Origin of the sequence: Colwellia sp. BRX9-1, assembly GCF_014077195.1 — a bacterium.
GTDB lineage: Bacteria > Pseudomonadota > Gammaproteobacteria > Enterobacterales > Alteromonadaceae > Colwellia_A.
Window position 1 is genome coordinate 72838 of record NZ_JACGVM010000009.1, and the last position, 14971, is coordinate 87808.

Below are 14971 nucleotides of genomic sequence, written 5' to 3' on the forward strand. Positions count from 1 at the left end.
TGGCAAATCACTTTAGCCGAGCCATCTTTATATTAACCATTCAACTTTAAAGATTAATTATGAAAAAATTATTATTTATTTGCGCATTGTCATTTTCAGTCTTATTACTTGCCGCTTGTGCTTCAAATGATGAAAGTATTAATACGCAAACATGTAATTCGGGCAATGTTATTTTAACCGCTGATTTTTCTGCAGGACGTATGGATGAGTGTAAGTCGCTTGGAAATAACGAGTATTTAATCCAACTAAAACCTGAAAATACTCCTATTAACTCAAGCCCATGGTATGCATTTAAAATACAAGCCAAGCAATCAGCAATGATTAAAATAACGATGATAGTGAAGGGGGACAAACACAGATACCTTCCTAAAGTTAGCCAAGACGGACAAAATTGGAAGCTACAACCCCATAAAATTAATGGTAAACGACTGATCATGAATATTGAAGCATCACCAAATGCGATTTATATTGCGGGTCAAGAAATTATCGATAACCAATACTATATAGATTGGGCGAATAAACTGATTAGCAACGATAACATCGGTCTTGATGTATTGGGACAATCGGTACAAAAACGTCCTATTTACAAAATTGAATCAATAGGCTCTGGTAATGAATGGCTAGTGATCTTGGGGCGTCAGCATCCCCCAGAAGTTACCGGCGCTTTAGCGTTATTTCCTTTTGTTGAAACATTACTTGCAGATAACGATTTAGCTAAGCAGTTTCGTGATAAATATAACGTATTAGTTATTCCCAATATTAATCCAGACGGTGTGTCTATGGGGAATTGGCGACATAATGCCAATGGTTTAGATCTGAATAGAGATTGGATTAACTTCAGCCAACCCGAAACCCAGCATATAAATAACTATCTGAGGTCACTCGTAGCAAAAGGTGAAAAAATCAAATTTGCCGTAGATTTTCATTCAACACAGAAAGATGTTTTTTACACCATGCCAGTAAATTACGGCGTAGAAGAACCTTATTTTGTTAAGCATTGGTTAGGTCAATTAGACAAAGCCATGCCTAACTTTAGAGTATTACTGCAGCCAGGAAATACACCGAATAATGGCGTGTCGAAACAATATTTTGCGGATCATTATAATGTTCATGCTATTACTTATGAGATGGGTGATGAATCAAATCGTGAAAACATTAAAATTATTGCGAAAAATGCATCAACACTATTAATGAGAACAATGCTGTCGAACACTAATCATAATAAAGAATAGGTCAGGGTTAATGAGTCAGAAAATGATTAAACAAGTATTAATAACGGGCTGTTTGCTTAGTTTATTTTCTTGTTCTTTTGAACCGAAAGAGCAGGTTGATACCTTAATTAAAAATGGCCAAGTTTACACAGGTATCCATGGTGAAGCACAAGCATTAGATATCGTACTATGCGGTGATATTATTTGTGGTGTTTATCCACAAGGTGATCATAACGTAATTGCTAAAATAGTCATTGATGCTAAAGGCAAAGTAGTTAGCCCAGGTTTTATTGATCCACATACACATAGCTTAGCAGAGCTTTATAGTCAGGATAAAAATCATAATTTAAATTACCTGACCCAAGGCGTAACGACGGTTATTAATGGAAATGATGGTGAAGGTCCCGTCGATATTGCAAAAGCAGCTGAAGACCTCGAAGCTAATGGTATTGGTACTAATGTTGGTTTACTCGTTGGTCACGGCAGTCTGCGTGAAGAAGTAATGGGCCGAGCTCAACGTTTTGCAACAAAAGAAGATCTTGACGAAATGTCGCTATTATTGACGAAAGCAATGGAGGCTGGCGGGCTAGGTTTATCAAGCGGGCTTTATTATGTACCGGGAAGTTTTGCCAATACCGAAGAAGTCGTAACGCTGGCTAAAATTGCGAGTAAATATGGCGGGGTTTATGATACGCATTTACGCGACGAAAGTACTTTTAATATCGGTTTAAGTGCAGCAATCGACGAAGCTATTCATATTGCAAGTGCAGCGGATATACATCTTCACCTTGCTCATATTAAGGCGTTGGGTGTTGATGTTTGGGGGCAAAGTAAAAATGTCATTGAAAAAGTAGAGCAAGCTCAAGCGAGCGGTTTAAGTATTTCAGCTGATCAATACCCTTGGTTAGCTTCAGGCACTAAATTACACAGTGCAGTAATGCCCAAATGGGTCATGGCTGATTCAAAAGAAGCCTTTTATAAACGATTAAATGATCCTAAGTTAGCCGAAAAACTACGTAGCGAAATTACTGAAAACATTCGCCGGCGCGGTGGACCAAAATCATTATTGATCACTGCTTTTAAAAACCAAGAGCTTGTTGGATTAACTCTAGCTGAAGTGGCAAACAAAAGATCATCAGACGCCATTACTACAGCGATTCAATTAGTACAAGAAGGTGATGTTCGTGTTGCCTCTTTTAATATGTCGCCACAAGATGTTGAAAAATTCATGATACAACCTTGGGTGGTTACATCGTCAGATGGAACTAATGGTCATCCAAGGAAGTATGCGAGCTTCCCTAAAAAATATCAAAAGTATGTTGTTGAAAAGAAACTACTTACTTTAGCTGACTTTATTAAAAAAAGTTCAAGTAAAACGGCTGAAATTCTTGGTTTAGACAATAGAGGGAAATTAGTTAAAGGCTATAAAGCTGATATTATTGTATTCAATCCAAAAACCTTTAGTGCGAAGGCTGACTTTTCTACTTGGAACCAATATTCAACAGGGATAGAGCATGTGATGCTAAATGGTGAATTAGTCATTCATCAAGGAAAGTATTTGAAAAAGCTTGCCGGTAAATTTGTTAATTAACTTGCTCATTAGTTAATAACAGTAATACGTAAGTGGAAACCATAACGTTATTAAACCTTAGTTCAATAACGTTTTTTCTCATGATGAATTAATTACATCTCCTGTTATCACAGGACGGGATCTAGACAATAATAAAGCTGTTAAATCGTATTAACACTAAAGTTTAAAAATCTTTAAAAAAGTTGTTTTGACATTTACAACCAAATCCACCCAAAAGCAATCATTCAATTTCTTAATTATACCCTAATATATAAAAGGGCGTTATATCGTCGCTTTCATAAGTAGACAGTGAGGGTTTAACATGTGCATCACTTAATGTACTACGCGTAAAAAATGAATTGGCTATTTTCTTATCTTCAGTTGTTTCTCCATCATTATTAGTTGTTGAATTTTTCATTATTGCCTCTGTTTCATCATTAATAGGGTATGACTTATCCTCACTCAATTCTCTCAACATTAATATTTATAAAATTTTGGTGATTCATAAATGAAGGCTATAGGTAATGCTAATGAGTTTAATCAGGTTTAAGTCCATACCCTTAGGTTATAGGGATGTTTGTTTTATGAATAAAAGTTTCAATGAAAAATCTATATAGTAGTACATGTTGATTGTTTTAAATTAGGAGTTTTAATGAACAAGTTCTGGTCAGTTTTATTATTCATGGTAACGGTAAACAGTTTCGCTAACGATACTTTTGTTATTAATGGCAAGGTAAATACCGAACAAGGAAAATCACTTGCTGGTGTTGATGTGCAGGTGGGAGATAAAAAAGTTACCACAAACCAGAAAGGCACATTTGTTATTCATGCTAATATTTCTGATAGTTACCAAATTGTTTTATCCCATCCTAATTATTTCTCTAATGTTCAAACATTCAGCCATTTTGAATTATCGCAATCTCTAGATAAAGAGAAAAACATTAGTGATATAACTTTAGTTAAAAAAGCGAAAAATCGGGTTATGTTGGCCTTTGGTGGCGACGTTATGATGGGACGACGGTTTTATAAACCTTATTTTGGTGATGAAATATTGATACATCCAGATAATAAAGCAGCAGATAGTCGCGCTATTGTCTCGCATATTAAACCTTACATGAGTATCGCAGATTACGCTGCCGTTAATTTAGAAACACAAATTGCCGATGAAAAACCGACTGAACGAGCACCAAAGTCAGTCACTTTTTATTCTCAACCTGAAATATTAGATGCGTTAAGTTGGGCAGGTATTGATTATGTATCCCTCGGTAATAACCATACTTATGATTATATGGATTCAGGATTACATTCTACGTTAAAGTTTTTATCTCAAAGTCAGTTGGCTTATTCTGGTGCAGGTATTAATGAAAAGTCTGCCTTGAAAGCCCATGAACAAAAAATAAAGAACAATAACTTTTCTATGCTTGGTTACGTAGGTTGGGAAGGTAGCGCAAATCCCACACAAACGGCAAATAACGATCATGGTGGTGCAGCATATGGCTCAATGGAAAATATGTTGAGTTCTGTGACCAAGCAAGTCGAAAAAGGTAATATCACCATTGTTCAATACCATGGTAGCCAAGAGTACGCCAATAGCCCTACAGGGGTTACTGAACAACGATTGAAATCTTCTTTAGATGCAGGTGCAGCGCTAGCGATAGCCCATCATCCTCATGTTACTCAAGGTTTAGAGCTTTATGATAATAAGTTAATTGCCTATTCAATGGGGAATTTTATATTCGATCAAAACTTTAGTGCGACTCAACATAGCTTTATTTTGTATGTATGGCTTGATGGTGAAAAATTTCATCGCGCAGAAATAGTGCCTATTTATGTTAAAGGTTATAAACCAACACCTGCAACAGGTACTAATCGCTATACGGTAATGAAACGCCTTAAAACATTGTCTAAAATTCGTAATACGGAAATAACCCAATCAGGAGGTCACGGTGTTATTACCGCTAATAAAGTTTTAGATACAGTTCAACCTCAAGACACATCAAAAACACAACTAACGTTTAGCGCTAATGAACGTGTTACCAGTTTATATCAATTGCCATGGCAAGCACCTATCACACAAATCGTTTTACCTAATAACAAGGTGAGTTATCGTTTAGGGACAAACCTTATTAATGGCAGTGACTTTGAAACCTTTATGCTTTTTGATAGCCCTGAACGCGGTTGGTTATTTGACCGAGAAAGTACGTCGATTAATGATTTTGGTGCAAGTGGACAACATAGCTTATCGATACAATTAAAACCATTACAGAGCAATACTTTTGGTATGCAGAGTTTTAAAAGAGTATATAAACCAAGTAGTCCGATGACATTAAAAGCAAAATTCAATGTACAAGCTTCGGTGAAAATCAATTTCTATTGGCAAGGGCGAAAAACCCGTCAAAAACTGTTTGATGCCTTTGAAAATGGTGAAAAACATTTAATTGGCTCAATAGATTTAAGTGAAAATACAGAATGGAAAAATGTTGAAATAGAGTTTGATTCACCACGAATTGGCTATAAAAGTTATCGAGTCATTGCTCAAGCTATTCTTGAAAATGGAGAGGAGTTAACGCTTAATATTGATGATTTTGCATTGATAGAATGGCAAACAGCTTATAGCAAACAGGTTGAACCGAGTAATTATAACAGTCAAAGCGCTCAAGCATCGTATTTAGGGATTGACCGTTTTATTGAACAACCTATAACGCTAAAGCATTAGATTAGGAAGAAACCTTTGTTTTATATAACGGAAATAGTAGACAATATTTATGATTAATATTTCAGAACCTGAGCTACTTGATGCGGTAAAATCGTTGTTAAATGACCAGCGTTTCGGCTCTCAGTTACAATTAACGCGTGCGTTGTCATTACGTGGTTTTGATAATATTACACAAACACGAATTTCACGCTTATTGAAAAAGGTGGGCGCAATAAAGTTTCGTAATAACAATAATGACGCTGTTTATCGGTTGCCATTAAAACAACACATTCCTCGAGCTAAACAGTCTATTGACTCTGTGATTCTAGAAATCAAACACAATCATATACAAATAATTATCAAAACGGTTATTGGTGCAGCGACATTGATTTCAAAGATTGTTGAGGATATGGGCGAGCGCTTAGGAGTTCTAGCCTGTATGGCGAGTGATAATACAATATTAGTCATTCCATGTGACGTGAGTAATATTGAAGAAACAACAAATAACCTTATAAATTATCTAGATATGAATTGCGATAGTTAAGTTTCATGCCTTAGATAGTTAACGTTTAACTATCTAAGGCATTCATATTATTAGCCTTAAGACTGTAAGTATTGATAAAGCGCTTTAAGCACCTTCATTTTTCCTGCATCGCTCTCATGTTCATGCGCTAAATTCTCTAACGTGATCATAAACTCATCAGCACTTAATAAGCCTTTGCCACCAAACTGAATTTTGTCTTGGCAACGCTGCTGCCACTTTTGTTGTTCAGCACTGCTTAAAGTTAATGGATAATTTCTGGCTCGATATAAAAATAATAAAGGCATTAATCGTTCATCTTGAAAAATAAACGGGTGAGTCGCTAATTGTTCAGGTGAAAGCTCACGTAGAATATCCATTTGTGCTTTATCACCGTGCGAAAAGAAATTACCTCCATACAGAGAGTGCTCAGCGTCTGGCTTTGCTTGGTCGCTATAGTCTTCGGCAGCAAATACTTCTGCTAATTTATCTCTTACTTCTAAATGCTGTTTTAACTTAGCCAAATTTGCTAAACAAAGCTCGCGAGGGATCTTCAAACGTTCGGCATTTTCAGGCAATAATGTTTTTGCTGGCGCAACAATAGGGCACTTGTTGAGATGAATAAGTTTTATGGGAATGGGTAATTCGTCATCGGCTAATTCATCGTGTCGAGTATACAATCGCGCTTTGATTTCATCGCTACTTAAATCAAATAATGGCTGTGGATCTAACGCTAAGTCTACAGCGATAATGGCATTTTTATTAACCGGATGATAAGCAAAAGGGGCGAACCAACTGGTACAACCGTGCTCCGATGAAATTTTACTTGAGGTATGAACAATCGGCGTCATATTATAAACGTCAATTAATTCAGCAACCTGCTTTTTATTTCTCAGATTAAAAATAAAGTCATAAAGCTTAGGCTGTTTTTCTTTAATCAACTTTGCCATCGCAATAGTGGCATAAACATCACTCATCGCATCATGCGCGGCTTCATGAGCAATATCATTGGCTTTAGTTAATAACTCAAGACGAAAACTAACCACTTGTTCGCCATCTCGCTCAACGGTTGGCCAGTTTATACCTTCAGGGCGAAGGGCATAACAAGCTCGTACCATATCAATAATATCCCAACGAGAATTACCATTTTGCCATTCCCGTGCATAAGGGTCGTAAAAATTACGATAAAGAAGGTAACGGGTAAATTCATCATCAAAACGAATACTGTTATAGCCAGCAACGCAGGTATCAGGTTGGGTAAATAACGTATGAATACGTTCAGCGAACTCAACCTCAGATAAACCCTCTTGCTGAGCTTTCTGCGGAGTAATACCCGTAACTAAACAAGCTTCCGGCTGCGGAAGATAATCTTGTGGCGGCCGACAATAAAACATTTCTGGTTTGCCAATAATGTTTAAATCATGATCGGTTCGTATACCGGCGAACTGAGACGGTTTATCAAACTTCGGCGATATACCGAAAGTTTCATAATCGTGCCAGAGCAGAGTAGGCTGTGTTTTACTATTTTTAGTTGCGCTGTTATATTCTTTTACCATACTGTTTTATTGGCCTGTGGCTTTTTTTGTGTTTTTTTTTGTTCTGGTTTATTTGAATGAATCTATTAATGTTTTTATTTTTTGTGTACACTCGTGTGTACATATTATTTATCATTGTGTACAGAGCGGATGAAGATTTCAGACTCTATATTAAAGAAGTACTACAATAAGTTACATGATAAACCTTTTGAGCTTGCTGATCGAGACTCTATTAGCGCACGAATTTCAGCTAAAGGCAAAATTGCTTGGCAATATCGTTTTCGTTTTAACAATAAAGCTGAACGTTTGACGTTAGGTCATTATCCTAATTTAACATTAGGAGAAGTGAGAAAATTAGTACCTGAACTTAAAGGTCTGTTATTTGAAGGAAAGAATCCAAAGCTTGTATGGAATGCAAAAAAACAAAAAAATAAAGATGAATGTAAGTTAACTCTTATCAAACTTGTTGAACATTGGTTTGATAGTGTTGCTAAACAAGAATTTAAAAAATCAACATATGATAATTATCTTAGTACTATAAATAAGTGGATTAAAAATGAACCTAAAAATCCCAAATCATTAAGTCAAGCTTGGGTGAAGAAACACTTAAATATTCCCTTTGAAGAAATAAGAAATGCTAATTGGATGGATTACTTTGATTGGATATGTAAGGAAGGAAGTCCTGTCACCGCAGGCTCTGTGCTTAAATTACTCAAAACAGTAGTAACATGGGCTGCTATGAGAGAGATTATTCAAAATCAGAAACTATTACTTTTTAAAGTTAATGATGTAGGAAGTACTCCAATGGTTGGAGAGCGCACACCAACCCCAAATGAAACTGCCAAGCTATGGCTAGAAATTGAAAAATCAAGAGCGTTACCTCAAACAAAAATCTGTCTCCAATTAATCATTATTTTTGGAGGTAGGAATACAGCAATTAGGACTGCTATGTGGAGTCACTTTGATTTTGAGTTAAACATATGGACAATACCTGCTCCTAAGCGTAAAAAAGAAACTAAGCGCACAGGTATGGAGGAAGGTGATGATGCATTACAGCGCCCTGAAAAGCATCCCATTCCTGTTAAAGCTAGACAGCTATTAAATCAACTCTCTCAAATTTATGGGGAAAAGGGCTTTGTTTTTCCGGGGGAAGGCACAGGGCAAGAAATTTCCATACATGCCATTGATCGCTTTTGTTCCCGTATGTCGGCTAAGTTATTCGCAGAGAGCGGGATTTCAAAGATTAAACCACATGATTTTAGGCGCTCAATAACGTCTACACTTTGTGAAATTGATCCTAAGTGGTTACCTATTACTGACAAAATTCTAGGACATAAGCTCAAAGGTACGATGGCTCATTACAATAAGGCTGATTATATTAATCAACAATTAGAAGCTTATGAGATGTATTGGTCCATTCTTGAAAAGGAAATAAATAAAGTATCAGGTCATATAGGTCAAACTACTTAGATAGACTTGATGTAGCTAAGTTTATCTAAGTAGTTTTCTATCTGTTTAGTCATGAATAAATTCTTGCGAAAACCAGCTAATGGCAGTGGAAAGTCTTCTTTGTATGTAGGACTTTTACTATTAATAGACGAATAATATACTGAACGACTTATTTTCATCAGCTTGCATAACTCTTTTAGAGTTAATGTAGGGCCATATGTTTGTGTTAAGTTAAGATCTAATGTTTGATGGCTCATATTCAATACCTTTAATTAGTTGGTTTAATAACTTCCATTGAGGTTCAATACTCAATCCGTAATAGCAGAGTGCTAATTTCTCTTACGATTAGTTACTCGATTTAAAGTAAATATAATGTATTAGAATGCTGCTTACAAGGTCTTGAATTCTCAGTAACCCTATATTTAAAGGGCTGTGGGCCATGATCGCCTCTGGCGCAGTACTTTTGATTTTGTAAAAAAATTTAATTTTTTTTGATTGGTAGGACTTGAGGAATGCTTTTCTTTAAAATTGTTGTCGCTAAGTTAAGTTGCTCATAAATACCTAGGCTTTGTACGGATGATTATTTAGGCTTACATTATCTAGTGATTTTTAGGTTAGCTGAGTTCCTCTCACTAACCATGATAGGTATTATAGCCTAGAGTGATAATATTCTAATCGTTATGCAAAGTCTGCAAATATCATTAGTGGTGGTCACTAACAAGTGACAGCTAATGTTCAGCAAACATTGATGTGTTGAATTGAATTGTTATGCCGTAGGAGTCAGCACTAACTACCTGTTTTTTATTTTAACCACCTTCAATAGTAGCCTATGTTATTATATAATGTTATGTTAAATAAGAAGTATTTTTCGTTGAGTGGCATTGTTAATATTTGCTTCTATCAGTTCTATTCAAAAATAATAGACATTTTAAATCACAACGAATAAATAATAAAATTTTGTATACAAGGACGTTAAATTGAATTCAAAAAGCTTCAGTGCGCAACTAAAATTAAACATTCAAGCGGGCGCCCCAATAATTCAAATAATTAGCCATGAAACGTTACGCATCCGCGCAGCAACATTTAAGGTGGCAAGTGAATTAGATACTTCTGTCTATATTTGGGATCGAACAAACGGGCTCAGAGAGTATAAGGATTCATTATTAGAAGTATTGTCTAATGACTATAAGCAACCTCATGAAATCTTAGAACTAATCAATAATGATGATGACGATGAGATTTCGCTAGAAGGTAGTATCTTCTTAATCGAAGATTTTCACCCTAATCTACAAGAGCATGAGCATCAGCAAATTAGCAGGTTAAGAAATTTTTCCACCTCAGTTTCAACAGGAATGATCACCGATTGCACGGTAATTTTATCACAACCGTATCCCCAACTACCGGCTGAACTTGAGAAAGAAGTACAAGTCATGATGATGCCATTACCCGACACTCACGATTTAGAAAAATTAGCTCAACAAGCAAAACAACGTTTTCAGTTAGATGATCGTGACTTTACTCCGACACAGCAATTATTAGAAGCTGCACTGGGCCTTTCTACGAGTGAAGCACAGCTTGCTTTTGCCAAGGCTGCTTGCGAAAAACAACGGTTAACAGACGCAGAAATCCCTCTTATTGTCAGCCAGAAAGAGCAGGTAATAAGAAAAAGTGGTCACCTAGAATACTTCCACCCTAAAGCGACTCTTGATGATATCGGCGGTCTTAATAATTTAAAATCTTGGCTCAATCGCCGCAAGCAGTCTTTTAGTGAAGATGCAAAAAGCTATGGCCTAGAAACACCGCGTGGTGTGCTACTACTAGGGTTACCTGGGACAGGTAAAAGTTTAGCGGCCAAAGCCGTGGCTAATGCCTGGCAATTGCCGCTATTAAGGCTCGATATGGGAAGAATATACGGCGGAATAGTTGGTCAGTCTGAAGAGAATATGCGCCAAGCATTGCAACTAGCCGAAACGCTCTCGCCCAGTATTTTATGGGTTGATGAAATTGAAAAGGGTCTATCTGGCATGCAAAGTTCCGGCTCTAGTGATGGAGGCACAACAGCGCGGGTACTAGGTAGCTTCTTAACCTGGATGCAAGAAAAAGAAAAACCCGTGTTTGTCGTTGCAACAGCTAATAACATTGCACAATTGCCACCGGAATTACTAAGGAAAGGTCGCGTCGATGAAATTTTCTTTGTCGATTTACCTGTCGAATTGGATCGGATTGAAATACTCAATATTCATCTAAAAAATCGTGACCGCCAGGATGATTTTTCCCAACCAGAAATTCAAGAATTGGCGGCTATTAGTCAAGGGTTTACTGGTGCAGAACTGGAAGAAGCAGTAAAAGAAGCGATGTTTTTATCATTTGATGCAGGGAGATCATTAGAATTCGAGTATTTAAAAACAGCCATACAAAATACCTCACCATTATCATTAACTATGCACGAAATTATTGATAACACGAGAAAGTGGGCAAAAGGACGTGCAGTCCCTGCTAGCAGCGAAAAACCAGAACCGTTAGATGATAAAAAGCCATCAAGCCAAGTACGTTTAAAGCAAGAAGGCGAAAACCCCTTTTTATAAGTAGAAATGGAAGTCGTTATGGAAAACCCTTTTTTTTCTGCGCTTGAGAACAACATCAGCATCAGTGCTGATAAGTTATCAAAAGGCGCTACAGATACATTAATACCCTTTAGGCATTATCTAGAAAATAGTATTAAAGCATTAGAAGGTAAACAGGTAAGCTGCAACTGGAAACCCTTATCTTATGTGGGTTACCAACTAATTCCGCAGCAAAAAATTTATCAAGTCAGCCCAATTTCTGTTCTTGAAATTAAAGACAACAATTTGGGCTGGTATGAAATAACTGAAGAAGTTGATGGCACGCCACTTGATGATGATTTTATGCCAGACCCTGATGATCAAATTACCGTCGGCAAAGGCAAAGACCGGCAGTCATTTGATATATTGGTAAATGACTTCGTGCAAAGCGGTGGTAAATACAAGCTTTTCCTGCCTGAACTGTTAGAAATCAAAACGATTACATGGTCTGGCTATCAATTAACATTACGACCACTTAGCATAGACCTAAGCACGCTAAACAGCGTTAAAGTCGATGGTTTTTTATATACAGCTACCACCAAAAATAATACTGTCACCATATCAGGATTAATCACCCCAACATCTAAACTTATCATTGACGGTATTGAAAATTATTTCACTATCTTAAGCACATGCGCTTTAGCACAACTAGAAAAACTAAATCCAATTAAAACCGGTAACAGCTGGTTGGTATTCAGCGCAACAAAACCAGCAATCAAATATGCTACCATCACTGATATAACCCAAGACTCATTAAATAAATTATCAGTAAGTCATTTTAGTCACCACGAAAAACCATTAGTAGAACAGCAGTGGAACCTTAGTTACAAAAAAAAATCAGGGTTTAGCCTGCAAGCACAACAAACAGATCAACAGGCGATTAGTGACCTCGTTTGTAGCGAATACCCCCAACTCGGGTTAACGATAAACAAAGAGCAAATTAAAGAACACTGGATTCAACTCATTGAACCCGAGAATTCTGATGACAACGGTAAATCGGTTTTAGATTGTTTTTTTGAAGACTACGTCAACATTCATCATGGCGAAAACAGTAAAAATAACAACCGTGGCCCTGGCTATAAGGTCATAAAATCAAAACCGGAAGAACGCCAGTTACTATTAGCAAATAACATCGACAAACAAAGACATAAGTCGGTGTATCCTCAAATATCAGACACATCCACCTTACGTGTGCAGGTAGATACATCGCAACTAAAAAAACAACGAGATGCGATTAATAACTTAATGCAGCGCCCATCAGCTGGTCAGGCAACGCTAATTAAGCTGTTACAAAACCGTGATAGTATCCAGTGGCCACACCTAAGTCCCTACGCCAAATCAATTGACTGGAAAGTACTAAGCGATCCTAACTTTGATGGCTGTGAAGAGCAGCGCGATTTTGTCACCAAAGCATTAGGCTCTAGTGATTTTACCATCTTAGATGGCCCGCCTGGCACAGGTAAAACGACTACCATCTTAGAATTAATTGTTCAATTAGTACGCCAAGGTAAGCGCATTCTGCTAAGTGCCTCGACACATGCTGCGATTAATAATGTGTTAGAACGGGTTGAAGAAAACAACCTGCTTGATGAAATATTCCCACTACGTATTGGTGATGAAAATAAAGCAACAAATGTTGAACATTTTCAGTATGACAATCAACTAACCAGCATCAATAGCGTATTATCATATGACATATCTGAACAAATACTAGTTGATTCTTCTAATTTAGTTTGTGGGACTACCATTGGAATTTTAAAGCTATTTCGGCAGCGAAATGTGTCACTAGATAATGGCGCAGCACCTTTTGATGTCATGATTATTGATGAATGCAGCAAAACAACCTTCCAAGAATTTTTAGTGCCGGCCCAATACGCAAAAAGCTTTGTCCTGGTAGGCGATGTCAAACAATTATCGCCTTTTACCGATCGCGAACAAATTGTATGTAATCTACAGCAGCTAATGTTAAAACCAGGTCGTGGCCATGAGAAATCATCAAAGTACGAAGCAGCCAAATTACTATCACCAGATATCCAGCAAGCGTGCTTTTTACTCGAAGAGTTAAGAGGCGATCAAAATAACCTTTATAAAAATCAGCTAATCGTTCCTGTTTCAACTGGAGTATTACAGGCTCTAGGTAAAGAAATAGAAGCAAGATTCCAGAGCTGCACTGAGCTCAACAAGCTACTACTTATTGGCGAGCAACCAAATGAAAGTTTAAGTATTTATAGCCCAACACAGATACTAAATAACCCAATGCCACTTTATCTGCATAACATCTGTTTTATCACGCCTAGCGCTTTAAACACATTGGAGTGCTGCCTACCAGTCGATGCAATTATGTTGAGTGAACACTGGCAATCGAAGCACCATGCCTTTATTCATAACACCAATTACAAAAACAAACAAAGTGTTGATTTTAGAAAAGATCACAAAAAAATATCGACCGATATAAACCAGGCATACTTAAGCCGATTCAAAGAAACCAACTGGGCTGAAGAATTATGCTGGCGATTAGAGCGAGAGTATTGGTTACGCTTATCATCAGAAAAAGGAAAAACCAAAGGACTTGAAATCCAGATTAATAGGTTGCTCCCAGCCGCCATTAATGTACTTGGGCGGGTGCATGGACTTAAGAATATCGCCTTTCCATCGATCTTAGAGGCACTATCAGGTGATGGTTTAGTAAAGCGTAAAATTGACTCTGTCACCACCTTAAACCAAGGTTTTCATCGCACAGAAAAATCACAGCGTCATACAACATTAACCTACCAGCATCGGATGCATCCCGATATTTCAGCTTACCCACGCGATCAGTTTTATAACAACAATTCGCTATTTGATGGTAACCAAGTCAGTGCTGCACGCCAATGGAATTATCCAAGGTTTACCAAGCATAATGTCTGGATTGATGTACAGGGTAGCGTAGATAAAAACTCTAACCGGAATGAAGTAAAACGCATCATCGATGAAATTGAAAATTTTTGTAAGTGGGCACAAGGTAAGGTCAAAAATATAAAAAATGAACCTTATGATATGGCGATTCTAACCTTTTACAAAGGCCAAGAAAAAGCCTTACGAGAGGCGCTGCAAAAACTGACTGGCAATAACCGATCCTATGCAAAATTTGATTACCTTGGCATTCAGATAAAATTGGCCACGGTGGATTACTTTCAAGGACAAGAAGCTGACTTTGTCATGTTAAGCATGGTTAACACAACACGAGATGGCTTTCTAGATGCGCCAAATCGCTTAAATGTAGCGATCACACGCGCCAGATACCAGTTAGCGATTGTCGGGCATCACAGTTATTTTTCAAGCAAGTCTCGTTCACCAGAATTAAAGCAGTTGTCTAAAGCAAAGACATGCCTGACGATACGCTAAGGAA

General features: G+C 37.2%; 10 protein-coding genes. 7 read left to right on the forward strand and 3 right to left on the reverse strand.

The features are described 5' to 3' along the window. The first annotated feature begins 59 nt into the window (after positions 1 to 59). Together H4J76_RS10370 and H4J76_RS10375 are read left to right on the forward strand one after the other, a co-directional pair. Positions 60 to 1232 (forward strand): M14 family metallopeptidase, encoded by a 1173-nt coding sequence (locus H4J76_RS10370; protein WP_182216847.1) that lies wholly within the window; start codon positions 60 to 62, stop codon positions 1230 to 1232. A 10-nt stretch (positions 1233 to 1242) separates the two neighbouring features. Then, on the forward strand, positions 1243 to 2802 hold the full coding sequence (locus H4J76_RS10375; protein WP_182216845.1) for an amidohydrolase family protein: 1560 nt from the start codon (positions 1243 to 1245) through the stop codon (positions 2800 to 2802). A gap of 232 nt (positions 2803 to 3034) precedes the next feature. On the opposite strand, the gene H4J76_RS10380 is transcribed toward H4J76_RS10375, so the two are convergent. Then, positions 3035 to 3199 carry a hypothetical protein gene (locus tag H4J76_RS10380; protein WP_182216843.1) on the reverse strand — a complete coding sequence of 55 codons (165 nt, stop codon included), beginning with the start codon at positions 3197 to 3199 and terminating at the stop codon, positions 3035 to 3037. A gap of 234 nt (positions 3200 to 3433) precedes the next feature. Here H4J76_RS10380 and H4J76_RS10385 point away from each other — a divergent pair, with 234 nt between their 5' ends. Then, positions 3434 to 5497: a CapA family protein gene (locus H4J76_RS10385; protein ID WP_182216841.1), complete on the forward strand. Its 2064-nt coding sequence runs from the start codon at positions 3434 to 3436 to the stop codon at positions 5495 to 5497. Between the two features lie 49 nt (positions 5498 to 5546). Then, positions 5547 to 6020, forward strand: a complete 474-nt coding sequence (locus H4J76_RS10390) for an ArgR family transcriptional regulator (protein ID WP_182216839.1) — start codon at positions 5547 to 5549, stop codon at positions 6018 to 6020. A gap of 56 nt (positions 6021 to 6076) precedes the next feature. Here the strand turns inward: H4J76_RS10390 and sbcB are convergent, their stop codons facing one another. After that, positions 6077 to 7552: an exodeoxyribonuclease I gene (gene sbcB / locus H4J76_RS10395; RefSeq protein WP_182230534.1), complete on the reverse strand. Its 1476-nt coding sequence runs from the start codon at positions 7550 to 7552 to the stop codon at positions 6077 to 6079. A gap of 129 nt (positions 7553 to 7681) precedes the next feature. Here sbcB and H4J76_RS10400 point away from each other — a divergent pair, with 129 nt between their 5' ends. Then, complete coding sequence (locus tag H4J76_RS10400) at positions 7682 to 9001, forward strand: integrase family protein (protein WP_182230535.1); 1320 nt, start codon at positions 7682 to 7684, stop codon at positions 8999 to 9001. Here H4J76_RS10400 and H4J76_RS10405 read toward each other — a convergent pair. Further along, entirely contained in the window at positions 8998 to 9237 is a 240-nt protein-coding gene (locus H4J76_RS10405) for a hypothetical protein (RefSeq protein WP_182230536.1), read from the reverse strand. The genes H4J76_RS10400 and H4J76_RS10405 overlap by 4 nt on opposite strands. A 720-nt stretch (positions 9238 to 9957) precedes the next feature. Between H4J76_RS10405 and H4J76_RS10410 the strand changes: the two genes are divergently transcribed. Together H4J76_RS10410 and H4J76_RS10415 are read left to right on the forward strand one after the other, a co-directional pair. After that, positions 9958 to 11565 (forward strand): AAA family ATPase, encoded by a 1608-nt coding sequence (locus H4J76_RS10410; protein ID WP_182230537.1) that lies wholly within the window; start codon positions 9958 to 9960, stop codon positions 11563 to 11565. Positions 11566 to 11583: 18 nt separating this feature from the next. Beyond that, a complete protein-coding gene (locus H4J76_RS10415) occupies positions 11584 to 14967 on the forward strand; it encodes a DEAD/DEAH box helicase (protein ID WP_182230538.1) in 3384 nt (1127 codons plus the stop codon). The last annotated feature ends 4 nt before the right edge of the window (positions 14968 to 14971 follow it).